23 protein-coding genes (1 of these 23 only partly in view) are annotated in these 25167 nt (G+C 65.4%); 19 read left to right on the top strand and 4 right to left on the bottom strand.

The features are described from left to right. Positions 1-38 precede the first annotated feature (38 nt). Positions 39-713: an META domain-containing protein gene (locus C8C95_RS07985; RefSeq protein ID WP_116748211.1), complete on the top strand. Its 675-nt coding sequence runs from the start codon at positions 39-41 to the stop codon at positions 711-713. Positions 714-755: 42 nt separating this feature from the next. Here the strand turns inward: C8C95_RS07985 and C8C95_RS07980 are convergent, their stop codons facing one another. Next, positions 756-1679 (bottom strand): phosphoribosylaminoimidazolesuccinocarboxamide synthase, encoded by a 924-nt coding sequence (locus C8C95_RS07980; protein WP_116748210.1) that lies wholly within the window; start codon positions 1677-1679, stop codon positions 756-758. A 219-nt stretch (positions 1680-1898) separates the two neighbouring features. Here C8C95_RS07980 and C8C95_RS07975 point away from each other — a divergent pair, with 219 nt between their 5' ends. From C8C95_RS07975 to hprK, 4 genes are all read left to right on the top strand, one after another. Next, positions 1899-3128 (top strand): MFS transporter, encoded by a 1230-nt coding sequence (locus C8C95_RS07975; protein WP_116748209.1) that lies wholly within the window; start codon positions 1899-1901, stop codon positions 3126-3128. A 243-nt stretch (positions 3129-3371) separates the two neighbouring features. Beyond that, entirely contained in the window at positions 3372-3707 is a 336-nt protein-coding gene (gene raiA / locus C8C95_RS07970; protein ID WP_015016131.1) for a ribosome-associated translation inhibitor RaiA, read from the top strand. A 113-nt stretch (positions 3708-3820) separates the two neighbouring features. Next, a complete protein-coding gene (locus tag C8C95_RS07965; RefSeq protein ID WP_056068066.1) occupies positions 3821-4288 on the top strand; it encodes a PTS sugar transporter subunit IIA in 468 nt (155 codons plus the stop codon). 44 nt (positions 4289-4332) lie between these two features. Then, entirely contained in the window at positions 4333-5289 is a 957-nt protein-coding gene (gene hprK, locus C8C95_RS07960; protein WP_056068067.1) for an HPr(Ser) kinase/phosphatase, read from the top strand. A 113-nt stretch (positions 5290-5402) separates the two neighbouring features. Here the strand turns inward: hprK and fur are convergent, their stop codons facing one another. Continuing rightward, positions 5403-5819, bottom strand: a complete 417-nt coding sequence (gene fur / locus C8C95_RS07955) for a ferric iron uptake transcriptional regulator (protein WP_056068069.1) — start codon at positions 5817-5819, stop codon at positions 5403-5405. Positions 5820-5908: 89 nt separating this feature from the next. Here fur and C8C95_RS07950 point away from each other — a divergent pair, with 89 nt between their 5' ends. The 6 genes from C8C95_RS07950 to lptE all read left to right on the top strand — a co-directional run bounded on the left by C8C95_RS07950 (position 5909) and on the right by lptE (position 11840). Then, entirely contained in the window at positions 5909-6472 is a 564-nt protein-coding gene (locus C8C95_RS07950) for an outer membrane protein assembly factor BamE (RefSeq protein WP_056068072.1), read from the top strand. Positions 6473-6535: 63 nt separating this feature from the next. Continuing rightward, a complete protein-coding gene (gene dapB, locus C8C95_RS07945; RefSeq protein ID WP_116748208.1) occupies positions 6536-7375 on the top strand; it encodes a 4-hydroxy-tetrahydrodipicolinate reductase in 840 nt (279 codons plus the stop codon). A gap of 13 nt (positions 7376-7388) precedes the next feature. Further along, the gene (locus C8C95_RS07940) at positions 7389-8069 is read left to right on the top strand and encodes a MotA/TolQ/ExbB proton channel family protein (RefSeq protein ID WP_116748207.1); all 681 of its coding nucleotides are present in this window, start codon (positions 7389-7391) and stop codon (positions 8067-8069) included. Positions 8070-8092: 23 nt separating this feature from the next. Beyond that, positions 8093-8545 (top strand): biopolymer transporter ExbD, encoded by a 453-nt coding sequence (locus C8C95_RS07935; RefSeq protein WP_116748206.1) that lies wholly within the window; start codon positions 8093-8095, stop codon positions 8543-8545. Between the two features lie 99 nt (positions 8546-8644). Next, positions 8645-11338 carry a leucine--tRNA ligase gene (gene leuS, locus C8C95_RS07930; RefSeq protein ID WP_116748205.1) on the top strand — a complete coding sequence of 898 codons (2694 nt, stop codon included), beginning with the start codon at positions 8645-8647 and terminating at the stop codon, positions 11336-11338. 4 nt (positions 11339-11342) lie between these two features. Then, on the top strand, positions 11343-11840 hold the full coding sequence (lptE, locus tag C8C95_RS07925) for an LPS assembly lipoprotein LptE (RefSeq protein WP_056068079.1): 498 nt from the start codon (positions 11343-11345) through the stop codon (positions 11838-11840). 152 nt (positions 11841-11992) lie between these two features. Here the strand turns inward: lptE and rocF are convergent, their stop codons facing one another. Next, on the bottom strand, positions 11993-12970 hold the full coding sequence (gene rocF / locus C8C95_RS07920; protein ID WP_116748204.1) for an arginase: 978 nt from the start codon (positions 12968-12970) through the stop codon (positions 11993-11995). Between the two features lie 188 nt (positions 12971-13158). On the opposite strand from rocF, the gene holA reads away from it, so the two are divergent. Both holA and C8C95_RS07910 read left to right on the top strand, forming a co-directional pair. Next, entirely contained in the window at positions 13159-14214 is a 1056-nt protein-coding gene (gene holA / locus C8C95_RS07915; protein WP_116748203.1) for a DNA polymerase III subunit delta, read from the top strand. After that, complete coding sequence (locus C8C95_RS07910; protein ID WP_243415651.1) at positions 14187-15560, top strand: FAD-binding oxidoreductase; 1374 nt, start codon at positions 14187-14189, stop codon at positions 15558-15560. The genes holA and C8C95_RS07910 overlap by 28 nt, the downstream gene beginning before the upstream one ends. Before the next feature lie 379 nt (positions 15561-15939). Here C8C95_RS07910 and C8C95_RS07900 read toward each other — a convergent pair whose 3' ends face one another. Beyond that, positions 15940-16278, bottom strand: a complete 339-nt coding sequence (locus tag C8C95_RS07900) for a hypothetical protein (RefSeq protein WP_116748201.1) — start codon at positions 16276-16278, stop codon at positions 15940-15942. Between the two features lie 46 nt (positions 16279-16324). Between C8C95_RS07900 and C8C95_RS07895 the strand changes: the two genes are divergently transcribed. The 6 genes from C8C95_RS07895 to C8C95_RS07870 form a co-directional block, all read left to right on the top strand. Next, entirely contained in the window at positions 16325-17605 is a 1281-nt protein-coding gene (locus tag C8C95_RS07895; protein ID WP_116748200.1) for a glutamate-5-semialdehyde dehydrogenase, read from the top strand. Between the two features lie 60 nt (positions 17606-17665). Continuing rightward, positions 17666-19129: a Trk system potassium transporter TrkA gene (trkA, locus tag C8C95_RS07890; RefSeq protein ID WP_116748199.1), complete on the top strand. Its 1464-nt coding sequence runs from the start codon at positions 17666-17668 to the stop codon at positions 19127-19129. 27 nt (positions 19130-19156) lie between these two features. Then, the gene (locus tag C8C95_RS07885; protein WP_116748198.1) at positions 19157-20623 is read left to right on the top strand and encodes a potassium transporter TrkG; all 1467 of its coding nucleotides are present in this window, start codon (positions 19157-19159) and stop codon (positions 20621-20623) included. Positions 20624-20717: 94 nt separating this feature from the next. Further along, positions 20718-22013 (top strand): glutamate--cysteine ligase, encoded by a 1296-nt coding sequence (gene gshA / locus C8C95_RS07880; protein ID WP_015016114.1) that lies wholly within the window; start codon positions 20718-20720, stop codon positions 22011-22013. Positions 22014-22270: 257 nt separating this feature from the next. Further along, positions 22271-24139 (top strand): potassium transporter Kup, encoded by a 1869-nt coding sequence (locus tag C8C95_RS07875; protein ID WP_116748197.1) that lies wholly within the window; start codon positions 22271-22273, stop codon positions 24137-24139. Positions 24140-24311: 172 nt separating this feature from the next. Then, on the top strand, positions 24312-25167 hold the 5' portion of the coding sequence (locus C8C95_RS07870; RefSeq protein WP_116748196.1) for a benzoate/H(+) symporter BenE family transporter. The gene runs 332 nt beyond the window's last position; only the first 856 of its 1188 coding nucleotides appear in the window; it begins with the start codon at positions 24312-24314; the stop codon falls past the right edge of the window.

Below are 25167 nucleotides of genomic sequence, written 5' to 3'. Positions count from 1 at the left end.
CCGTGGTTACGGGGGTGGCGCTTTCGCGAGAGCGTGTCATGCTGCCGCCCGAGGCTGTTTTTGAGGCCACTTTGCTGGATGTGACCCAGCCAGACCAGCCGCCCGTCGTTTTGGGGCGCCAGCGCCGCCAACCTGCAGGTCAGCCCCCTTACGCGCTGTGGATTCCCTACCCCTCTGCGGGGTTTGTGCCCAAGGGGCGTTATGAGGTGCGAACCACCGTCACCTTGGAGGGGCGATTGCTTCTGGCCAGCGACAGGCGCTACCCCGTGCCGCAGGACGCGGCCTACCGCCATGTTGATGTTCAAATGCAGCGGCTGCTGCCGCTAGCTGCCACTGTGGAGGCGTCCGTGCCCCTGCTGCTGACCCATTGGCGGCTCGTCGAAATGGCTGGGGAGGCCCTATCCCGCCCTGCCGATGGTGTGACGGTGCCCCATCTGGTTTTCCAGGCAGATGAGCCGCGGGTGGCAGGCTCGGGCGGCTGCAACCGCTTTCTCGCTGACTATGAGTGGCAACCTCAGAGCGGACACCTACGTATGGGGCAGCTCGTGTCCAACATCAGCTTGTGCCTGCAAAGCAGTGGGCTAGAGACCCAGTATTTTGAGGCGCTGCTGGCGGTGCGGGGCTTTCGCCAGGTCGGCACGCAGCTCTTGCTACGGGGGGCCGAAGGCGAGCAATTGCTGCGTTTTGAAGCCGTCGAAACGCCGCCGAGCTAGGCTTCAAAGGGGCTTTTGGCGGGTGCCACTCCCACAGCAGATTTATGCCGATGTCAGCCGCTCCAGGGCCTCACGGTACTTTGCCGCCGTCTTTTCAATCACCGCCTGGGGCAGGCGGGGCGATGGGGGGGTCTTGTCCCAGGGCTTGCCGTTGACCTGGGCCTGCTCCAGCCAGTCACGCACAAACTGCTTGTCGTAGCTGGGGGGGTTCTCGCCCTTGGCCAGGGCTTCAGCGTAGCCCTCCACTGGCCAGTAGCGGGAGCTGTCGGGGGTCAGCACCTCGTCCATCAGCACCAGCGTGCCGTCAGGGGCCAGGCCAAACTCGAATTTCGTGTCGGCAATGATCATGCCCTTGGTGAGCGCGATGTCGGCCGCGGCCTTGTAGATGGCAATGCTCAGATCGCGGATGCGGGTGGCCAGGTCCAGGCCAATCATCTCCACCGTGCGCTTGAAGGTGATGTTCTCATCGTGCTCGCCCATGGCGGCCTTGGCGGCGGGCGTGTAGATGGGTTCGGGCAGCTTGGCGGCGTTGGTCAGGCCGTCGGGCAGGGGCACGCCGCAGACCGAGCGCGATTCCTGGTATTCCTTCCAGCCGCTGCCAGCCAGGTAGCCGCGCACCACGGCTTCGACCGGGATGGGCTTGAGGCGCTTCACCAGCATCGAGCGGCCACGGATTTGAGGGGCTTCCTCGGGGCTCACCACGCTCTCGGGTGCGTCGCCTGTGAGGTGGTTGGGGCAGATGTGGCCGAGCTTGTCGAACCAGAACAGGGCCATTTGGGTGAGCAGCTCGCCCTTGCCGGGGATAGGCTCGCCCATGATGACGTCGAAGGCCGACAGGCGGTCGCTGGCCACCATCAGGATGCGGTCGTCGCCCACGGCGTAGTTGTCACGCACCTTGCCGCGTGCCAGCAGGGGCAGCGAAGTCAGGGCCGAAGTGTGCAGGGCGGTGGAGCTGGGCTGGGTCATGGTGTCGGTGTGGGCGGTGGGTGTCCGCTGCGGGCAGTCCGAAGAACGTGGGGGAAAGGGGGCGCGGCAGGGGAGGCCTGGGCGCAACCAGTGGATTTTACGCGCCGCTCTGAAGGGCGGCGGTTTCCGCGGGGAATGCGCCGAGAAGGGTGTGTTCCGGGCAGGCATGCGGCACACTGGGCGGCCCTGAACCTGCCTGGGCCCCTGCGGCCGTCTGCTGTGTCTTCCTCTACGCCTGAGCTTTCCCCCCGCCGCGAACTGTGGCTGCTGCTGACGCTGGCAGGCATCCAGTTCACCCACATCCTGGATTTCATGATCATGATGCCGCTGGGCCCGCAGCTCACGCAGCTGTTTGCGATCACCGACGCGCAGTTTGGTTTGCTGGTGTCTGCCTACACGCTGTCGGCGGGGGCGTCAGGCCTGCTGGCTTCGACTTACATCGATCGCTTCGGTCGCAAGCGGCTTCTGCTGGTGCTCTATGGCCTGTTTGGGCTGGCGACGCTGGCGTGTGGCCTCGCGCCCACGTACGGCACGCTGATGGTGGCACGCATTCTCGCGGGGACTTTTGGCGGCGTGCTGTCGGCCTTGTCGCAGACCATCGTGGCGGACGTGGTGCCCTTTGAGCGGCGCGGGCGTGCCATGGGCATCGTGATGACGTCGTTTTCCGTGTCCACGGTGGCTGGCGTGCCCCTGGGGCTGATCCTCGCGCAGTACGGGGGCTGGAACCTGCCGTTCATTGGCATTGCCGCCATGGTGGGAGTGCTGGCCGTGCAGGCGGCCCGCACGCTACCGACCATGGCGGGCCACGTCCAGGCTGCCAACGGGCGGTCTGTGCTGAGCGGTATCACCCAGGTGCTGGCGGATGGCAACCACCGGTGGGCATTTCTGTTCTCGGCGTTGCTGATGTTTACAGGTTTTACGGTGATTCCCTACATCACCATTTACATGCAGACCAATGCGGGTGTGCGCGCCGATCAGGTGCCGCTGGTGTACTTGTGTGGCGGGGTGGTGACCTTGTTCACGGCACGCCTGTTCGGGCGCATGACAGACCGGCATGGCAAGGTGCCCACCTTCCGGTGGCTGGCCCTCGCAGGCCTTCCCTGCATCCTGGGTATCACGCTGGTGCAGGGGTTGCCGCTGTGGGGCGTGTTGATGGTGTCCACGCTGATGTTCACTTTTGTCAGTGGCCGCATGATTCCCGGCATGGCCATCATTGCCTCTGCGGCGCATGCGCCTTTGCGGGGGACCTTCATGACGCTGAACGCCTCCGTGCAATCGGCGGCGATGGGTGTTGCGTCTTTTGTGGGAGGGGTGCTGATCAGCCGTGATGCGCAGGGGCTGGTACAGAACTACTGGGTGGCTGCGCTGGTGGGCATCGGCGCCAGCATGCTGTCGATGCTGGTGGTGGGGCGCCTCACGCTGCATGGCGCGACGCCGTCGGCACGGTGACAAGGGAGGAGCTTGCGCTGCACTTTGGCCAGTCCCTTCAATCCGCCTATTGTGCGCGCTTTTCGGGTGCTTGGCACCTTGCCGGGCATAACCCAGCGGCCTGCGGCGGTATGGGATTGCATTTCAGGGAGGGCAGGGGCATAGTGAACCCACGACGTCAACAACAGATGCATCCAAGTTCGCCGAGCCGCTCCTCTGATCCAGGACGGCGTTTTTCCACCGAGAGCCACAGGAGACTTATTTATGAACTTGACGATCAGCGGTCACCACCTCGAAGTTACTCCCGCCTTGCGCAACTACGTCACCACCAAGCTGGACCGGATCACCCGCCATTTTGACCAAGTTGTCGATGTCAAGGTACTGCTGACGGTAGAGAAGCAAAAGGAAAAGGAAAAGAGACAGCGAGCGGAATGCAACATCCACGTCAAGGGTAGCGACCTGTTTGCCGAAAGCTCCCACGCCGACCTGTATGCGGCTGTGGACGAACTGGTCGATAAGATGGACCGTCAGGTGGTCCGCCACAAGGACCGTTTGCAAGATCACCACCACGAAGCCGCCAAGCGCGAACTGCACGCTTGATGCGCCAGCCCTGAGCCTGGCACAGCAGCCGCCCCTCTCGGGCGGTTTTTTTGTTGCCTGACGCGCCGCGCTCAGGGTTTTCGCCAATATGTGCATAATTGTTACCCTTGACCATGAACCGACTCGCCTCCATCCTGCCCTCCGCTCAAGTGCTTGTGAGCGTGGACGCCACCAGCAAGAAGCGTGCTTTTGAAGAAGCGGGTCTGCTGTTCGAGAGCCAGCACGGCCTCTCCCGGGCGCTGATCACCGACAGTCTGTTTGCCCGCGAACGCCTGGGCTCCACCGGGCTCGGTCATGGCGTTGCCATTCCCCATGGGCGCATCAAAGGCCTCAAGGCCCCGATGGCGGCCGTGTTTCAGTTGCTCAATCCCATTGGGTTCGATGCGCCGGACGAGTTGCCGGTGGGTCTGCTGATCTTTTTGCTGGTGCCCGAGGCGGCCACGCAAAAACACCTGGAAATCCTCTCCGAGATTGCCGAGTTGCTCAGCGACTCTGCCTTGCGCGAAAAGCTCAAGGCCTGCGCTGATGCTGCCGAACTGCACGGCATGATCGCGGGCTGGCAATCCACCCAAACGGCCTGAGTGCTTTCGCCGCCGCCTGCGCTGATCACCCTGACTGACCTGCCGTGAAGCCCAATGTTGTCAGCGCCGACGTTCTTTTCGAGGAATTTCGCGGCCCCCTGAAGTGGGAGTGGGTGGCAGGTCTCGGAGCGTCCGAGCGCCGTTTTGACGAAGTGGCCGTGCGCTCCGCACGTTCTGGCGCCGATTTGGTCGGCTATCTCAACTACATCCATCCGTACCGGGTCCAGATCCTCGGCGAGCGCGAGATTGCGTACCTGAGCAACGCCTCCCCTGACGATTGCAAGCGCCGCATCGCCCGTATAGTGACGCTGGAACCTCCCGTGCTGGTGCTGGCCGACAACCAGACCGCACCCGACGCGCTGGTGTCGATGTGCGAGCGCGCGCAGATTCCGATGTTTTCCACGCACGAGTCGTCGGCGTTTGTCATCGACGTGCTGCGCGCCTACCTGTCCAAGCACTTCGCCGATCGCACCACCATGCATGGCGTGTTCATGGATATTCTGGGCCTGGGCGTGATGATTACCGGCGAGTCTGGCCTGGGCAAGAGCGAGCTGGGTCTGGAGCTGATCTCGCGCGGCAACGGCCTGGTGGCCGACGATGCCGTGGATTTGTTCCGAATCAACCAGACCACCATCGAAGGCAAGTGCCCCGAGCTGCTGCAAAACCTGCTGGAAGTGCGCGGCATCGGCCTGCTCGATATCCGCGCCATCTTTGGCGAGACGGCGGTGCGCCGCAAGATGCGCCTCAAGCTCATCGTGCACCTGGTGCGCAAGGAGACGCTGGAGCGTGACTACGAGCGTCTGCCCTACGAGCCGCTCACGCAGGACGTGTTGGGCGTGCCGGTGCTCAAGGTCGTGATCCAGGTGGTCGCCGGCCGCAACATCGCCGTGCTGGTCGAGGCCGCCGTGCGCAACACCATCCTGCAACTGCGCGGCATCGACACCTACCAAGAGTTTGTCGAACGCCATCGCCGCGCCATGGAGCGCGATACGGGCGGCTAGTCGCGCTCAGGCCATCGAAACTGGCGCGGCCCATACCAGGGCTCCCGCGCAAGGGCCGCCGCGCCGGAAGCGTCCGCCTTGGGGGAAGACGCCGAAGGTGGCTCAGGGGGGAGTCATTTCTTAGCGCAGTCGGCGCACTGCCCGTACAGCGCCATGGTGTGGTCCTGCACCAGCCAGCCCTTGGCCTTGGCCACCGCATGCTGCCGCTTTTCGATCTCGGGGTCGTAAAACTCTTCCACCTTGCCACACGAAGTGCAGATGAAGTGGTCGTGGTGTTGCCCTTCGTTGAGCTCGTACACCGCCTTGCCGCTCTCGAAATTGCTGCGGATCAGGATGCCGGCCTGCTCGAATTGTGTGAGCACCCGGTACACGGTGGCCAGGCCGATGTCCGAGCGCTCTTCCAGCAGCACGCGGAACACGTCTTCGGCCGTCATGTGGCGCTGCGCACCCTTCTGGAAAATCTCCAGAATCTTCAGTCGGGGCAGTGTGGCCTTGAGTCCCGTGCTTTTGAGTTCGTCGATATTGGTCATGGCTGGCTCTTTCGGGGGCGGGCAACCGGCTCAGGGTCCGGAGGGGCTGCCGCTACAATGGGACGATCATATCCTTTGGCCTTTTACCCATGCCCGTCCAAGCCCGTTACAGCGCCCGTCTGGGCCTGGTTGTGTTGATCGGTGCCAGCATGGCCGCCCTGACCGGTTGCGGCAGTCTGGATGGCGCCAGCAGCCGCATCGCCAACATCGTCAAGCCCTACCGGGTGGACGTGGTGCAGGGCAATTTCGTGTCCCGCGAGCAGGTCGAAGCCCTGCAGCCTGGCATGAGCCGCCAGCAGGTGCGTGAGATTCTCGGGACGCCGCTGGTCACCAGCCTGTTCCATGCGGACCGCTGGGAGTACGTGTTCACGCTCAAACGCCCTGGCGAAGAGATTCAGACCCGCAAGCTGACCGTGTTCTTCAAGGGCGATGCCCTGGAGCGCTCCGAAGGCGATGAAATGCCAACCGAGACCGAGTTCGTCGCCACGCTGGGTGCGCGCGATGGTGCCAAGGGCAAGGTGCCGGCGTTGGAAGCCACGCCGGAGCAACTGGCCAAGTACCCGGTCAAGGAGCGCCCCGCGCCAGCAGCGGCCACACCGCCGGCGTTGCCTGCCGCCACCAGTTACCCGCCGCTCGAAGCGCCCGCGCGCTGAACCTTGCGGCCCTGGCAGTGAGCCCGGTGCGCTGGCTGCCCTATCAATGAACAGGACCTTTTCATGACCGCGACTTCTTCGCCTGCGGCTCCCGCGGCATCCCCCCTCCGTGTAGCCGTCGCCGGGGCTTCGGGCCGCATGGGCCGCATGCTGATCGAGGCCATCCGCGCCAGCGACGACTGCGTGCTGGCTGGTGCGCTGGACGTGGCAGCCAGCCCCGCCGTTGGCTCGGACGCCACCGCCTTTCTGGGCTACGCCAGCGGCGTGGCCATCACGGCCGATGTGGCGGCAGGCCTCAAGAACGCCGAGGTGCTCATCGACTTCACCCGCCCCGAAGGCACGCTGGCCCACCTGGCCGTGTGCAGCCGGCTGGGCGTGAAGGCCGTCATCGGCACCACCGGCTTCACCGATGCGCAAAAGGCCGAACTCGACGCCTACGCACAGCGCACCGCCATCATGTTCTCGCCCAACATGAGCGTGGGCGTGAACGTCACGCTCAAGCTGCTGCAAATGGCTGCCAAGGCCATGGCCACGGGGTACGACATCGAAATCATCGAAGCCCACCACCGCCACAAGGTCGATGCGCCCTCGGGCACCGCGCTCAAGATGGGCGAGGTGATTGCCGAGGCCCTGGGCCGCGACCTCAAGGACTGCGCCGTGTACGCCCGCGAGGGTGTGACGGGCGAGCGCGACCCTTCCAGCATCGGCTTTGCGGCCATCCGGGGCGGCGACATCGTGGGTGACCACACCGTGCTGTTTGCCGGCATCGGCGAGCGCATCGAGATCACGCACAAGTCCTCCAGCCGCGCCACGTATGCGCAGGGCGCCTTGCGCGCCGTGCGTTTCCTGGCGGCCCACAAGACTGGCATGTTCGACATGTTCGACGTGCTGGGCTTGCACTGATCCGCCGACTCCCATGGACGCGCTCCACTGGTGGCGCCAGGGCGATGCCGTGACGCAAAGTGCGGCACTGGTCTTGCTGGCCATGTCGGTGGCAAGCTGGGTGGTCATTGTGTGGAAGCTGCGGCTCATGCGCCGCGCCAGTGCCGACGTGGCCCGCTGCACGGCCGCGTTCTGGCAGGCGCCCTCGCTGGCCCTGGCGCAGCAGCGTTTGCAGTCTTTTGACCGGGATGCGCTAGTGCTTCCTTTGGTGGTTGCTGCAAATTCAATAGCAAATCACGACAACGTTTCCCCGCCCACGCTAGCTACAGCCGGCAGCCTGTCACAGCGGCTCACGCGGGTGCTGCGCGATGCCCTGCACGATGTGCTGGGGCGCCTGCAGTTTGGCCAGGTGCTGCTGGCCACGGTGGGTTCCACGGCGCCCTTCGTAGGGTTGCTGGGCACGGTTTGGGGCATCTACCATGCGCTCACGGCCATGGCAGGCGCGGGGCAGATCACCATTGACCGCGTCTCCGGTCCCGTGGGCGAGGCCCTGGTCATGACGGCGGCCGGGCTGGCCGTGGCGATCCCTGCCGTGCTGGCTTACAACGTGTTTGGCCGCCTGCTCGGGCGCATTGAGGCGGACCTGGAAGGGTTTGCGCGCGATCTGCGAGAGCTGGTCATCGACACCTCTGCCCCCGCCGATCCTCGGCCCTGAGCTCCAGAAAGCTTGACCGCGCCATGGCCTTCGGAAGACTCGAACGCACCACCGGGCCGCAGCCCATGAGCGACATCAACATGACGCCGCTGGTGGACGTGATGCTGGTGCTGGTGGTGATCTTCATCCTCACGGCGCCGCTGCTGGCCAGCTCCATCCGGCTGGACCTGCCGCGCACCGAAGGCGCCACGCCCGGCGCGGCCCCGCAATTCGTCACGCTGGTGGTCGACGCTTCGGGCCAGGCGTTTTTGGATGACCAACCCCTTTCGCAGACTGCGCTGGCCGAGCGCCTGCGCCGCATTGGCGCCGAGCGCCCCGACACCGAGGTGCAACTGCGCGCCGACGCTGCCGTGCCCTACGGCCGCGTGGTCGAAGTCATGGGCGCGGCCCACCTGGCCGGGCTGCAGCGCATCGGATTTGTGGCCGAACCTGCGGCGAACGCGGTGTCGCCTGCGTCCCCCGCTCCGTCCCGCTGACGCACCTGGACGGCTGGGCCGCCAGCGCCAGCCCCTGACCGCCTAAAATCCCTGCAGCGCGGCCCTGCGGCTGCACTCTTCTCTCACCCCCGAGCCCCCATGCAAGACAAATACTCTCCCCAAGACGTCGAACGCGCGGCGCACGACCACTGGACCGCTACCGACGCCTACCGCGTGACGGAAGACACGAGCAAGAAGAAGTTCTACGCCTGCTCCATGCTGCCCTACCCTAGCGGCAAGCTGCACATGGGCCACGTGCGCAACTACACCATCAACGACATGCTCACGCGCTACCTGCGCATGAACGGCCACAACGTCTTGATGCCCATGGGCTGGGACGCGTTCGGCCTGCCCGCCGAAAACGCGGCGCTGAAGAACGGCGTGCCACCGGCCAAGTGGACGTACGAAAACATCGCGTACATGAAAAAGCAGATGCAGGCCATGGGCCTGGCCATCGACTGGAGCCGCGAGGTGGCCACCTGCGACCCCGAATACTACAAGTGGAACCAGTGGTTGTTCCTGAAAATGCTCGAAAAGGGCATTGCCTACCGCAAGACCCAGGTCGTGAACTGGGACCCGGTGGACCAGACCGTGCTGGCCAACGAGCAGGTGATCGACGGCAAGGGCTGGCGAACCGGTGCCACGGTCGAGAAGCGTGAGATCCCTGGCTACTACCTCAAGATCACCGACTACGCTGAAGAGCTGCTGGGTTTTGTGACGGGCGACAAGCTGCCCGGCTGGCCCGAGCGCGTGAAGCTGATGCAGGAGAACTGGATCGGCAAGAGCGAGGGCGTGCGCTTTGCGTTCACGCACGACATCGCGGGCGACGACGGTGCGCTGATCGGCGACGGCAAGATGTACGTGTTCACCACGCGCGCCGACACCATCATGGGCGTGACCTTCTGCGCCGTGGCGCCCGAGCACCCGCTGGCCGCACATGCCGCCAAAACCAACCCTGCGCTCCAAGCCTTCATCGAAGAGTGCAAGAGCGGCGGCACCACCGAGGCCGAGCTGGCCACGCAAGAGAAAAAGGGCGTGCCCACGGGCCTGTTCGTCACGCACCCGCTCACCGACGAAAAGGTCGAGGTCTGGGTCGGCAACTACGTGCTGATGGGCTATGGCGACGGCGCCGTGATGGGCGTGCCTGCCCATGATGAGCGCGACTTCGCGTTCGCCCTGAAGTACGGCATCGAGATCAAGCAGGTTGTGCTGGTCGATGGCGAGCACTTTGACTACCACCAGTGGAACGACTGGTATGGCGACAAGCAGCGCGGCGTCACCATCAACTCCGACAGCTTCAGCGGCCTGTCGTACAAGGAAGCCGTGAACGCCGTGGCCCATGCGCTGGAGCAAAAGGGCCTGGGCGAGAAGAAGACCACCTGGCGCCTGCGCGACTGGGGCGTGAGCCGCCAGCGCTACTGGGGCACGCCGATCCCGATCATCCACTGCGACGAGCACGGTGCCGTGCCCGTGCCCGAAAAAGACCTGCCCGTGGTGCTGCCGCAAGACTGCATCCCCGACGGCTCGGGCAACCCGCTGCACAGGCACGAAGGCTTCCACGCGGGCGTGACCTGCCCCGTGTGTGGCAAGGCTGCCCGCCGCGAGACGGACACCATGGACACGTTCGTGGACAGCTCGTGGTACTTCATGCGGTACTGCGACCCCAAGAATGCGGACGCCATGGTGGCCGGTGGTGCCGACTACTGGATGCCGATGGACCAGTACATCGGTGGTATCGAACACGCCATCCTGCACCTGCTGTACGCCCGCTTCTGGACCAAGGTCATGCGCGACCTGGGCCTGGTCAAGGTCGATGAGCCTTTTACCAAGCTGCTCACACAAGGCATGGTGCTCAACCACATCTACAGCCGCCGCACCGCCAAGGGCGGCAAGGACTACTTCTGGCCGCACGACGTGGAGCATGTGCTCGATGAAGGCGGCAAGATCATCGGTGCGAAGCTCAAGAACGAAGCCACCAGCGGCGACGGCATGTTGCCCGTGGGCACGCCCATCGACTACGAGGGCGTGGGCACCATGTCCAAGTCCAAGAACAACGGCGTGGATCCGCAGGACCTGATCGAGAAGTACGGCGCCGACACGGCCCGCCTGTACACCATGTTCACCGCGCCGCCCGAAGCCACTCTGGAGTGGAACGACGCTGCGGTGGAAGGCAGCTACCGCTTCCTGCGCCGCGTGTGGAACTTCGGCCTCAAGCTCTCGGCCATCGACCGGGACGCTGCCATGGCCAGCGTGGCCGGTGCCAGCAGCCTGCAGGACGTGCAGTTTGGCAAGGAGGCCAAGGCCCTGCGCCTGGAGATTCACAACGTGCTCAAGCAGGTGGACTACGACTACCAGCGCATGCAGTACAACACCGTGGTCTCCGGCGCGATGAAGATGATCAACGCGCTCGAAGATTTCAAGGCCATGGACTCGGCCGGTGCCCAGGTGGCGCTGATCGAAGGCTTTGGCATCCTGCTGCGCTGCCTCTACCCCGCCACGCCCCACATCGCCCACAGCCTGTGGACGGGCCTGGGCTACGCCGGTGCGTTGGGCGACCTGCTCGATGCGCCCTGGCCGCAGGTGGATGCCGGCGCCCTGGTGCAGGACGAGATCGAACTCATGCTGCAGGTCAACGGCAAGCTGCGCGGATCCATCCATGTGCCCGCCCAGGCCGACAAGGCCGAGATCGAGCGCATTGCGCTGGCCAGCGAGGCCTTTGTGGCCCAGGCCGCAGGCGCTCATCCGAAACGCGTGATTGTGGTGCCAGGTCGTCTGGTGAACGTGGTGGTCTGACCCCATGAACAAACGCACACTGCTCAGTCTGGCCCCGGTGGCCCTGTTGTCTGCCTGCGGATTCCGGCTGCGTGGCGTGCCGGAGTTCGGGTTTGGCTCGCTCTACATCGCGGCCCCTGCCAGCTCGCCGCTGGCGCGTGAGCTGCAGCGCACACTCGACGGATCGGGCAGCCAGCTCAAGCTGCTGCGCGACCCGGCCAGCATGCCGACGGCAGAGGCCATCTTCGATCTGCTGCAGGAGCAGCAGGAGCGTGTGGTGGTGGGCCTCAATGCGTCGGGACAGGTGCGCGAGCTGCAGCTGCGCTTGCGTATCAAGTTCCGCCTGCGCACGCCCACCGGCGTGGAGCTGATTCCGGACACCGAGCTGCTGCAGCAGCGCGACATCAGCTACAACGAAACCATTGCGCTGGCCAAGGAGGCCGAAGAGGCGCTGCTCTACCGCGACATGCGGACCGACCTGGTGCAGCAGCTCATGCGCCGGCTCGCAGCAGCCAAGCGCTAAGAGCAGTTCACAGAACTCCCCTGGCGTTGTTGTCTCGCCTAGTCGTACTAGTCTTACTAGTCGTGCTGCCTGCGGCGAAACGCCCAGCCATGGCCGCTTCGCTGAGGTTTGGGAGCTGCTCTAAGAATGTGCGCGCTCAGGCGCTCAGGCGCTCAGGCGCTCAGCGTCGGCCCCTGGCCGTGCGAGGGCACGCGCATGAGCGTGCTCTTGCCAAACAGCGACTCCACCAGGTCCACCGCCAGCACGGCCGTGCGGTTGCGTACATCCAGCGCGGGGTTCAGTTCCACAATGTCCAGAGATGCCAGGCGCCCGCTGTCGGCAATCATCTCCATGCACAACTGCGCCTCGCGGTAAGTGGGGCCACCGGGAACCGTGGTGCCCACCCCGGGGGCAATGTCGGGGTCCAGAAAGTCCACATCAAAGCTCACATGCAGGTGGGTGTGTGCATCCAATCCGGCCAGCGCCTGCTGCATCGTCTGGCGCATGCCCACCTCGTCGATGTAGCGCATGTCGAACACCTCCAGGCCCTGCTCGTGCACAAAGCGCTTTTCGCCCGCGTCCACGCTGCGGATGCCGATCTGCCGGATCTGCGACGGGTGCAGAGCCGGGCCACCACCCGGCGTGCGGGCCAGCCCGGTCAGCGCCTCGGGGCCAAACCCGCACAGGCAGGCCACGGGCATGCCATGCACATTGCCGCTGGGGGTCAGTGCACTGGTGTTGAAGTCGGCATGGGCATCGAGCCACAGCACCCGCAGTTTTTTGCCCACCTCCGCGCAATGGCGGGCCACGGCGCTGATGCTGCCCAGGCCCAGGCAGTGGTCGCCACCCAGCAGGATGGGCAGGTGGCCCAGCTGCAGTTCTGCATACACGGCGTCGAACACGCGCTGGTTCCATTCCACCACCTCGGGCAGGTGGCGGTAGCCGTCTACGGGTGGCTGCCACGGGTTGGCGGGGCCACTCAGGTTGCCCCGGTCAAACACCTGCAGCCCGTGGGACTCCAGCGCCGCCTGCAGGCCGGCCACACGCAAGGCCTCGGGCCCCATGGAGGCGCCACGTGCACCTGCGCCGATGTCGGTAGGGGCGCCGATCAGGCTGGTGGGCTGGGCGCTGCGCAGGGCGGTGGGGGGCATGGCAATCTGACTTTCTGGGATATGGCAGTGAGGGGGAAGGGCGCGGGCGCCCGGGGGAATTCTCCGGGCTTTGGGCGCCAATGAACAGCGCTGCAGCTGATCGGTTCGTGGCCTCCCTTGTGCACTGTGAGGGCATCCGCTGGCAATTTGCGCAATGCCGGGTCTGCCCAGGCGATAAACTTTGCCGCATGCAAGTCGCCTTGGCCCAACTCTCTCAGCATCTTCAACGGGGCCTGTCGCCGCTGTACGTCCTGCATGGCGACGAGCCCTTGCTGCAGCAGGAGGCGGCCGACGCCATCCGCGCCACGGCCCGCGCCCAGGGCTACACCGAACGCAGCAGCTACACCGTGGCGGGCGCCCACTTTGACTGGAGTGCGGTGCTGGCGGCCGGCGGGTCACTCAGCCTGTTTGCCGACAAGCAGATCGTCGAGATCCGCATCCCCTCGGGCAAGCCCGGCAAGGATGGCAGCGTGGCGCTGCAGCAGATCGCCGAATCGGCCCGGGGCAACGACAGCACCCTCACCATGGTCATGCTGCCGCGCCTCGATAAAGCCACCAAGACCGGCGCTTGGTTTGCTGCACTGGAGGGCAATGGCACCTCGATCCAGATCGACCCCATCGAGCGCGGCCAGCTGCCGCAGTGGATTGCCCAGCGACTGGCCCAGCAAGGCCAGCGCGTGGTGGCGGGCGAAGAAGGCCAGCGCACCCTGCAGTTCTTTGCTGACCGCGTGGAGGGCAACCTGCTGGCCGCGCACCAGGAAATTCAAAAGCTCGCGCTGCTGCACCCGGCGGGTGAATTGACGCAATCCCAGGTCGAAGCCGCCGTGCTCAACGTGGCGCGCTACGACGTGTTCAAGTTGTCCGAATCGGTGCTCGCCGGGCAGACGGCCCGCGTGCAACGCATGCTCGATGGCCTGCAGGCCGAGGGCGAGGCCGAAGTGCTGGTGCACTGGGCGCTGGCCGAAGACATCCGCGCCCTCAAGCGCGTGAAAGACGCGATGAACGCCGGCCGCCCCTTGCCCATGGCGCTTCGCGAGAACCGCATCTGGGGCCCCAAGGAGCGGCTGTTTGAACGCATCCTGCCCAAGGCCAGCGACGCCGCCCTGGCGCGCCTGCTGCAGTCGGCCCACACGGTGGATGGCATTGTCAAAGGCCTCAAGCAGCCCGACTGGCCGCAAGACGGCTGGCAGGCCCTGCAGCGCCTGGCCTTGCAGCTGTGCCGCCTGACCAGCGCGGCACGGTGATGGCGGCCGCTGCTGCCTCCCCGCCTTTGCGCCTGCCCAACGACGACGCCACCAACGGCTGGTCCGCCATCCTGCCCCCGCGCACGCCGCGCCCTGCGCTGCAGGGCGATGTGCAGGCCGATTGGCTGGTGCTGGGCGCGGGCTTTGCGGGCCTGGCCGCCGCGCGCCGCCTGGCCGAGCTGCGCCCCCACGCCCACATCGTGGTGGTGGACGCAGGCACCGTGGGCAACAACGCATCGGGCCGCAACTCGGGCTTTGCTATTGATGTGCCGCACAACATCGGCAGCTCGCTCGAAGAACTGCGCCAGGCCGCGCACTACCAGGCGCTGCTCACGGCAGGCATGAACGACTTGGAGCTGCTGGTGGCGCAGCACCGCATCGAGTGCCAATGGCGCCGCGCAGGCAAGTACCACTGCGCCGTCTCGCCCGCCGCCGAGCGCACGCTGCAGCACCATGTGGATGAGCTGCGCGCCCTGGGTGCGCCGCACGAGCTGCTGGACCGCAACGCCCTGGCCGCACGCCTGGGCACCCGCTACTTTGCCGCCGGGCTCTACACGCCGGGCACCGTGTTGCTCAACCCCGCCGCGCTGTGCCGGGGCCTGGCCGATGCGCTGCCTGCCAACGTCACCCTGTACGAGCAAACGCCGGTGCAGCGGCTGGACCTGTCAGGCAGCAAGGTGGTGGCGCATACCCCGCAGGGCCGTGTGCGTGCGCCGCAACTGTTGCTGGCGGCCAATGGTTTTGCGCAGCAGCTGGGGCTGTTCGGCAGCGCCTGGGGAGCGGAGACGTTTCCGTTGGTCACCTTTGGTTCGCTTACCGCGCCGCTCACGCCCGAGCAGCGCAGCCGCCTGGGTGCGCCTGAGGGCTGGGGCGTGACGCCCGCCAGCGCCGTCACGGGGGCCACGCTGCGCTACACGGACGATCACCGCATTCTGGTGCGCCAGGGCTTTGAATATGCGCCGCAGTTCCGCGTCAGCCCTTCGGTGCGCGAGCGGGTGCGGCGTGAGCACGCGGCCGTGTTTGCGGCGCGTTTTCCGCAACTGGGTGATGTGGCGCTGGAGCATTTCTGGGAAGGCTCGATCGCCATCACCCGCAATGGCGCACCGCGCTGGGGGCGGCTGGCCCCGCAGGTGCATGGGGTGGCTGGGTGCAATGGGGCGGGGGTGGTGAAGTTCACGGCCCTGGGGGCTCTGGCAGCGGATTTGGCGCTGGGGCAGGACCACCCGTTGCTGGCGCATGCCTTGGCCTTGGGTGGGCCGACGCGGATGCCGCCGCAGCCGCTCATGGGGCTGGGGGTGCGGGCTTATATAGCGCGGGAGAAGTGGTTGGGGCGGGCGGAGGTTTGATTATTTTTGGCTTCTAGTGCCTGTGAGATAAGCACTGGAAGCTATTAAATTAGGAGTGGTTGTCGGGGCTTGCTCGCTGATTTGGTGGCATGCCTGTGCGCAATGCGGGAGCCGGGTTGTCGCCCCGGCGGGCGAGGTACTTTTCTTTGCTTCGCCAAAGAAAAGTACCCAAAAGAAAGGCGACCCCACTGTCTGCGTCCCTGCGCTTCGCTTCGGGCAACCTGCGGTGCTCGCGTCCAGCGGGGTCTCGCTCAAACTCGCTGCGCTCAAACAGTCGCGAGCCCTGATCCGCTGGCCGCTGCGCTCCTCGGCGCATTCAGAGGGGAGGGGGGAGCCGAACAGCCATTCGGGCCGTCGCTGCGCTCGGCCCTTGGGCGTGTCAGCGGGCGTTCAATGTGCCCTGTGCTTTTTCTGCCCACATCGCCAGGTTCGCCACCAGATCCTTCTGGCTGAACGAGCAGCTTTCTTCCGAAAACAGCGCGCTCGATTCCAGCCGGTCCAGCAGGTTCAGCAGCACATCGCTGTAGCGCGGGGGCAGGGCGGCCAGCAGGGTGGTTTGCTGGCGGGCCAGGGTGCTCAGGGTGGCGGCGGTGTGGTCGCCGCGTTCAAAGGCTTGCAGGGCCTGGGTGAAGGTGGTGAGCTGGGCGTGGGCGGTGTCGGTCATGGCGTAGCCGGGCGGATCGATGGTGGGAGATAGGCCCGAGGGTAAAGCAGCCATGGGCCCGCGCCCACCGGGCCGATACCAAGTGCGGCAAAATCGCCGGATGAACGCCCTCAACGTCGCTGAATACACGCACTCTCTCGGTCTCCAGGCAAAAACGGCCTCTGCGCTGATGGCCAAAGCGCCAGCAGCTATCAAAAACAAAGCGCTCAAAGCGCTGGCCCGGTTGCTGCGCGAGAACGTGGCCCAGCTCCAGATCGACAACGCTAAAGACCTGGAGCGCGCCGTGGCCAATGGGCTGGCGGGCCCGATGGTGGACCGGCTCAAGCTCACCCCCAAGGTGCTGGAGACTTGCGCCGAGGGCTGTGAACAGCTGGCCGCCATGCCCGACATCATTGGCGAGATCCTCGGCATGAAGCAGCAGCCCAGCGGCATTCGCGTGGGTCAGATGCGGGTACCGATTGGCGTATTCGGCATGATTTACGAGAGCCGTCCCAACGTCACCATCGAAGCCGCGTCGTTGTCGATCAAGAGCGGCAACGCCTGCATCTTGCGTGGCGGCTCCGAGGCGATTGATTCGAACAAGGCGCTGGCCAAGCTGGTGCAGCAGGCGCTGGCCGAGGCCGGCTTGCCGCAAGACGCGGTGCAACTGGTGCAGACCACCGACCGCGAGGCCGTGGGTCAGCTGATCGCCATGCCGCAGTTTGTGGACGTGATCATCCCGCGCGGCGGCAAGGGCCTGATTGAGCGCATCAGCCGCGATGCCAAGGTGCCCGTGATCAAGCACCTGGACGGCAACTGCCACACCTATGTGGACGACCCCTGCGACATCGCCATGGCCGTCAAGGTGGCTGACAACGCCAAGACCAACAAGTACAGCCCCTGCAACGCGAGCGAAGGCCTGCTGGTGGCGCGTGGCGTGGCGGCAGCATTTTTGCCCCAGATCGGCGCGGTGTATGCCGCCAAGGGCGTGGAGATGCGCGGTTGCCCCGAGTCGCTGGCCATCCTGCAGTCGGTGCCAGGTGCCCACCTGGTGCCCGCCACCGAGCAGGACTGGAGCGAGGAATACCTGGCCCCGATCATCAGCGTGAAGATCGTGGCGGGGGTGGATGAAGCCATTGCCCACATCAACCGCTACAGCAGCCACCACACCGATGCCATCCTGACGCGCGACCACATGCACGCCCAGCAGTTCCTGCGCGAGGTGGATTCGGCCAGCGTGATGGTGAACGCGAGCACGCGGTTTGCTGACGGTTTCGAGTACGGCCTGGGCGCCGAAATCGGCATCAGCACCGACAAGTTCCATGCGCGGGGCCCGGTGGGCATCGAAGGCCTCACTTCGCTCAAGTACGTGGTGTTGGGCGAAGGTGAGGTGCGGGCCTGATTTGCTCCTGAAACGATAGCTGCTGGCGCATGTTCGACTAGCGCTTGCGGCCTATTTCATATGAAAATCATCATCCTCGGCGCCGGCCGCGTGGGCCAGAGCGTGGCAGACAGCCTGGTGTCCGAGCGCAACGACATCACCGTCATCGACACCGACGCCGCGCGCCTGCGCGACCTGGAGTCGCGGTTTGATCTGCGCGGGGTGGTGGGCAACGGCATCGAGCCTGCCGTGCTGGCCGAGGCGGGGGCCGAGGACACCGACCTGCTGATTGCCTGCGCCGCGCAGGACGAGACCAACCTGGTGTGCTGCAAGATCGCGCAGCTGCTGTTCAACATCCCCAAGCGCATTGCGCGGGTGCGGTCCACAGGCTTCGAGGCCCATGAGCGGCTGGTGGGTCCCGAGGGGTTTGCGGTGGACCGCATCATCTGCCCCGAAGAATCGCTGACCCGCTATATCGGCAAGCTCATCGAGTACCCCGAGGCCATGCAGGTGCGCGAATTTGCCGGAGGCCGCGCATGCCTGGTGTCGGTGCGGGCGCGTGCGGGGGCTCCGATGGTGGGGCACTCCATCGGCGCGCTGCGCGAGAGTGCGCCGGAGCTGGCGATGCGCATGGTGGCCATCTACCGGCGCTTCCCCGACGAGCCTGACCGATTCATCGCCTGCGACGGCCGCACGCGCGTCGAGCCGGGGGACGAGGTGTTCGTGCTGGCCGCGCACGAGCACATCGCCAACGTGCTGGCCGCTCTGCACCGCCCGGCATCCCAGCAGCTCCAGCCTGTGCGCCGCATCATGATTGCGGGCGGCGGCCGGCTGGGTCTGCGGCTGGCGCGGCAGCTCAGCCAGGCGGGCGGGCGTTTTCACATCAAGATCATCGAGGACCATGCGGACCGCTGCGTGGAGCTGGCATCTGCCCTGCCGCCTGAGGTGCTGGTGCTGCAGGGCGACACCACCGACGAAGACCTGCTGGGTGACGAAGGCATCGAGGAGGTGGACCTGTTCCTCGCGCTCACCGACGACGACGAGGACAACATCATGTCGTGCCTGCTGGCCAAGCGCATGGGCGCGAGCCGCGTGCTGGCCCTCATCAACCGGCGCAGCTATGCCGACCTGATGCACGGCACGCAGATCGATATCGCGCTGTCGCCCGCGCAGGCCATGCTGGGCGAGCTGCTGGCCTATGTGCGCCAGGGCGACGTGCAGGCCGTGCACAGCCTGCGCCGTGGGGTGGCCGAGGCGCTGGAGATCGTGGCGCGCGGCGACCGCAAGAGCTCGCGCGTGGTCGGCCGCAAGGTCAGCGATCTGCAACTGCCGCGCGATGTGCACATCGGCCTGATCGTGCGCGGTCTGCCTGACGCGTCGGAAACCACGGGTGCACCCGCTGCCGATCTGCGCGAGCCCGAGGTCATCATCCCGCGCAGCGCCACGGTGATCGAGAGCAATGACCACGTGGTGTTCTTCCTGCCCAACAAGCGGCTGGTGCGCGATGTGGAAAAGCTCTTCCGCGTGAGCGCGACTTTTTTCTGACCTGGCACCGAGCTGCGCGAGACCCCCATGACGGACATGTTTCCCGTTCTGCGCGTGCTGGGCATTCTGGTGATGATCTTCTCGCTGTCCATGGGCCTGCCGCTGGTAGTCTCGCTGTGGACGCGCGACGGCGTCTGGTTTGTGTACCCGCTGTCCATGGGCGCCACGATGCTGGCGGGCGCGTGGCTGTGGTGGCGGTTGCGGCTGTTCCGGCAAGAGCTGCAGCCGCGCCACGGCGTGATGCTGGTGTCGCTGGTGTGGATGCTGCTGCCCCTGTCGGCCGCGCTGCCGCTGATGCTGGCCGGGCACTACACCGGGCACCCGCTGTCGTTCACGCACGCCTACTTCGAGGCGGTGTCGGGGCTGACGACCACGGGCTCCACCGTGCTTGCGGGCTTGGATGCGTTGCCGGTGTCGGTGAATGTGTGGCGCACCTTTTTGCAGTGGATGGGTGGCATGGGCATCCTGATTTTGGCCGTGGCCGTGCTGCCGCTGCTGGGCGTGGGGGGCAGCCAGCTGTTCAAGGCCGAGGCGGCGGGGCCTCTGAAGGACACCAAGCTCACGCCACGCATGACCGGCACGGCCAAGGGGCTCTGGGGGGTGTATGCGCTGTTCTCCGTGCTGTGTGGCCTGGCCTACTGGGCCGGGGGCATGGCGCCGCTGGATGCGTTAATGCACATGTTCACCACCGTGAGCCTGGGCGGGCTGTCGTCTCACGACCTGAGCTTTGGGTACTTCCAGTCGCCGCTACTGGAGGCGATCTGCATCTTCTTCATGCTGGTGGCCAGCTGCAATTTTGCGCTGTACTTCGTCGCCATTCGCAAGGGCCAGTGGGGCGGCTTCTGGCGCGACCCGGAGCTGCGGGCCACGCTGGTGACGTTGATTGGCGGCGGTCTGCTGGTGGCTCTGCTGTTGTGGGCCAAGGGCGTGTATGGGCCGCTGGACGCGCTGCGCCATGGCATGTTCAACCTGGTGTCGCTGGCCACCACCACCGGCTACGCCACGGTGGACTACCTGGCATGGCCCGTGTTTGCGCCGGTGTTCATGCTGCTGCTGTCGGGCGTGGCCACCAGTGCGGGCTCGACGGGCGGGGGCATCAAGATGGTCCGTATGCTCATTCTGGTCAAGCAGGCGCGCCGCGAGATGAACCGTCTGGTGCACCCGCGCGCCGTGCAGCCGGTGCAACTGGGTGGCGCTGCAGTGGACAACCGGGTGATCTTCTCGGTGCTGGCCTTCATGCTGGTCTATGGCGGCACGGTCTTTGGTCTGAGTATGGTCATGCTGCTGACGGACCTGGACCCGGTGACGGCGTTCTCGGTGGTGCTGGCCAGCGTCAACTGCGCGGGCCCGGGCCTGGGCAGCGTGGGGCCCGCGTCCAACTACGCGGTGCTCACCGATTTCCAGATCTGGGTATGCACCCTGGCCATGCTGCTGGGGCGGCTGGAGATTCTGAGCTTCATGGCCTTGCTCACCCCGGCGTTCTGGCGCCGGTAGGGGGCAGGGCCGTGGCTGCGCCGGGGGTGACTTGCGAAAACCTGGCCTGACCCCACATCCTACAATTCACGCAATCGCTTCCCGAGGGCTTTCCATGGTTCCGCATCTCATCACGGCCCTCACGGGGCCGATCAACGAACTCGAACAGCGCATTCTCGACTCGATGCCCGCCATCGAACGCTGGTTCCGGCTGGAGTGGATGGAACACACCCCGCCGTTCTACACGTCGGTAGACATCCGCAATGCAGGCTTCAAGCTGGCGCCGGTTGACACCAACCTGTTCCCGGGCGGCTGGAACAACCTGACCAAGGAGATGCTGCCCCTGGCCGTGCAGGCTGCGATGGCCGCCATCGAGAAGATCTGCCCCGAAGCGCGCAACCTGCTGATCATCCCGGAGAACCACACGCGCAACACGTTCTACCTGTCCAACGTGGTGCAGCTGCAGCGCATCTTCAATATGGCGGGCCTGAACGTGCGGGTGGGCTCCATCAGCCCCGAGATCAAGAAGTCCACGCTGATCGAGCTGCCCAACGGCGACACCGTGACCCTGGAGCCCGTGGTGCGCACCAAGCGCCGGCTGGGGCTCAAGGACTTTGATCCCTGCACCATCCTGCTGAACAACGACCTGACCGCAGGCGCCCCCGGCATTCTGGAAGACATCCACGAGCAGTACCTGCTGCCCCCGCTGCACGCCGGCTGGAGCGTGCGCAAGAAGAGCACCCACTTCAAGAACTACGAAGAGGTGGCCAAGCGTTTTGGCAAGATGCTGGGCATCGACCCCTGGCTGGTCAACCCCATGTACAGCCAGTGCGGCGAGGTGGACTTTGCCGAGGGCACGGGCATGGACCAGCTGCAGACCAGTGTGGATGCGCTGCTGACCAAGGTGCGCCGCAAGTACAAGGAATACGGCATCAACGAAAAGCCCTTCGTGATCGTCAAGGCCAACAACGGCACCTACGGCATGGGCATCATGACCGTGCGCGACGCCAAGGAGCTGGACGCCGTCAACCGCAAGACGCGCAACAAGATGGCCGTGATCAAGGACGGCCAGCCGGTGAGCGAGGTCATCATCCAGGAAGGCGTGCTGACTCAGGAGCGCGTCAACGACGCCGTGGCCGAGCCCGTGGTCTACATGATGGACCGCTACGTGGTGGGCGGCTTCTACCGCATGCACGCCGAGCGCGGTGTGGACGAAAACCTCAACGCCCCCGGCGCGAGCTTTGTGCCCCTGGCCTTTGAGCACAGCACCCACATGCCCCAGCCTGGCGTGCGTCCGGGCGTGAGCGCACCCAACCGCTTCTATATGTACGGCGTGGTGGCCCGGCTGGCGATGCTGGCGGCCAGCTATGAGCTGGAGGCCACCAACCCCGACGCCGAGGTGTACGACTGAAAACCAGAGTCTTTGGGGCCCCATGCGGGTCTTGGGGACACCGGGTTTCAGCGCCAGCACCCTCCCGGCGAACCTGCGCAGCGGGCCTGCGGGGCAGGGCAGTGGCCCCGCATGCCACGCCCGCGCCCGGTTGCCAAGGGCAAGTTGCTGCGTTGCAACATGGGGTTTCGCCTCCAAACGCTTGATCTGGCTCAGGCGCACAATAGCGTTCCCAAAAGTAACGGAACCCCGTCAGGCCCAGTGCGCGGGGGTGGTCAGTGCAAAGCTCCAAGTCATCGCTCGCAGCGCTCACGCTGGGCGCCATCGGTGTTGTGTATGGCGATATCGGCACCAGCGTGCTGTATGCCGTCAAGGAGGTGTTCGGGTCCGGTCATGTGCCGTTCACGCCCGCAAACATCTACGGCATCCTCTCCATCTTTTTCTGGACCCTCACGGTCATCGTCTCCCTGAAGTACGTGGTGCTGGTGCTGCGTGCCGACAACCACGGTGAGGGGGGCCTCATCGCCATGCTGGCCTTGGCCTCCCAGGCCGTCAAAGACAAGCCCCAGTTGCGCAGCGTGTTGCTGGCCGTGGGCATTTTTGGCACCTCGCTGTTTTACGGCGATGGCGTCATCACCCCGGCCATCTCGGTGCTGTCGGCGGTGGAGGGGCTGGAAGTGGTGTCCGAGCACTTCAAGCACTACGTGATCCCGATCACGCTGGTGGTGCTGTTTTGCCTGTTTGCCGTGCAAAAGCGCGGCACGGGCGGCATTGGCAAGTTTTTTGGTCCTATCACGCTGGTGTGGTTTGTCACCATCGCGCTGCTGGGCGTGTCGCACATCGTGGGGCACCCGGAGATCTTGTGGGCGCTGAGTCCGCACCACGCGTTGGGCTTCATGTGGGCCAACCCGGGCACCAGTTTCATCATTCTGGGCGCGGTGGTGCTGTGCGTGACGGGCGCCGAGGCCTTGTATGCCGACCTGGGCCACTTCGGCAAGCGCCCGATCCGCATGGCCTGGTTTGGTGTGGCCATGCCCGCGCTCACCCTCAATTATTTCGGCCAGGGCGCGCTGCTGCTGGCCGAGCCCGAGGCCGTCAAGAACCCGTTCTATCTGATGGCCCCCGACTGGGCGCTGGTGCCTTTGGTGATTCTGGCCACCATGGCCACCGTGATTGCCTCGCAGGCGTTGATCACCGGCGCATTCAGCGTGACCAAGCAGGTCATCCAGCTGGGCTACCTGCCGCGCTTGAACATCCAGCACACCAGCGTGCGCGACACGGGCCAGATCTATATGCCGCTGGTCAACTGGGGGCTGTTCGTGGCCATCGTGCTGGCGGTGGTGATGTTCCGCTCGTCGAGCAATCTGGCTGCGGCGTATGGCATTGCGGTGACGCTGGACATGCTGATCACCACCACGTTGACCTTCTTCGTGATCCGCTACGGCTGGCGGTATCCGCTGGCGCTGTGCATTGCGGCCACTGGCTGCTTCTTTGTGGTGGACCTGGCGTTCTTCGCCTCCAACCTGCTCAAGCTGTTCCAGGGTGGCTGGTTCCCGCTGATGATCGGCGGCATCGTGTTCTCGCTCATGATGACCTGGAAGGAAGGGCGCCGCCTGCTCAATGACAAGCTGCGTGCCGACGCCATCGACCTCAAGGACTTTCTGGAGTCGATCTTCATCAGTCCGCCCACGCGGGTGGATGGCACAGCCGTCTTCCTGACGGCCGAAACCGGCGCGGTGCCCAATGCCCTGCTGCACAACCTCAAGCACAACAAGGTGCTGCACCAGCAAAACCTGTTTGTCACCGTGCACAACCACGAGACGCCCTGGATTGGTTTGGACAAGCGGCTGCAAGTCGAATCGCTGGGGCACGACTGCTGGCAGGTGGTGGTGCATTACGGCTTCAAGAACGACCCCGACCTGCCCCGCGCGCTGGAGCTGCTGCGTGGGCGTGGCTGCGAGCTGGAGTCCATGACCACCAGCTATTTCCTGTCGCGGGACACCGTCATCCCCACCATCGGCAGCGGCATGGCGCCTTGGCGCGAAAAGCTGTTTGCCCAAATGCACCACAACGCCAGTGGCGCGGCTGACTTCTTGCACCTGCCCAATAACGCGGTGGTCGAGCTGGGCTCCAAGATCGAGATCTGACGGGCTGAGAGGGCTCCCCCTGGCCTGGGACGGGTGCCTTGGGCTGGTTTTGCACTGTTTTTGCCTTGTAGCGCCAGTGCTTATTGTCTAAGATGCTATCAATACTGTAGCTGTTGGGGCGGGCTGACGGCCTGCCTGAGCTCCATGGGCGCGCGGTGCCAGAATCGCGCCCATGCAATTTTTCAAAGACCTGAGCCTTTCCACAGCGGTGGCGGGCTTCGTGGCGGTGCTGGTGGGCTTTACCAGCTCGGTGGCCATCGTCTTCCAGGCCGCCCTGGCATTTGGGGCCACACCCGCGCAGATCACGTCCTGGATGTGGGCGCTGGGTCTGGGCATGGGCCTGTGTTCGCTGGTGCCCTCGCTGATCTTGCGCCAGCCCGTCATGGTGGCTTGGTCCACACCGGGCGCCGCCGTGCTGGCCACTGCGGGGTTGGCGGGCGGTTTCAGCATGGGCGAGGCCATCGGCGCCTTCATGATCAGCGCGTTGCTCATCACCCTGGCGGGCGTCACCGGCTGGTTCGAGCGTGTGATGAACCGCATCCCCATGGAAATCGCCGCTGCCCTGCTGGCCGTCGTGCTGGCCCGCTTTGGCCTGCAGGCGTTTGCGGCTGCCCAGACGGCGTTGCCCTTGGTGCTGCTGATGTTGATGGTCTATCTGGTGAGCCGCCGTCTGGCTGCGCGGTATGCGGTGGTCATCACCCTCGCAGCGGCCGTGGTGTTTGTGGCCTCCCGGGGGCAGATGGCCTGGTCGGCGGTGCAGCTGGAGTTGGCCCTGCCGGTTTTCACCGCGCCCCAGTTCAGCGTGGCTGCCGCCATCAGCCTGGCGATTCCTTTGTTTGTGGTGACTATGGCCTCGCAAAACCTGCCCGGTGTGGCGGTCATCCGTGCGTCGGGCTACGACCTGCCCATTTCGCGGCTCATCACGCTCACGGGTCTGGCCACCCTGGTGCTGGCGCCTTTTGGCGCGTTCGCGCTCAACTTCAGTGCCATCACCGCTGCAATGTGCATGGGCCCCGAGGCGCACGCCG

The organism is Acidovorax sp. 99 (assembly GCF_003096455.1).
Taxonomy (GTDB): domain Bacteria; phylum Pseudomonadota; class Gammaproteobacteria; order Burkholderiales; family Burkholderiaceae_C; genus Acidovorax; species Acidovorax delafieldii.
Note: the sequence above shows the minus strand (reverse complement) of the source record. Positions and strands in the feature narration are given on the sequence as shown.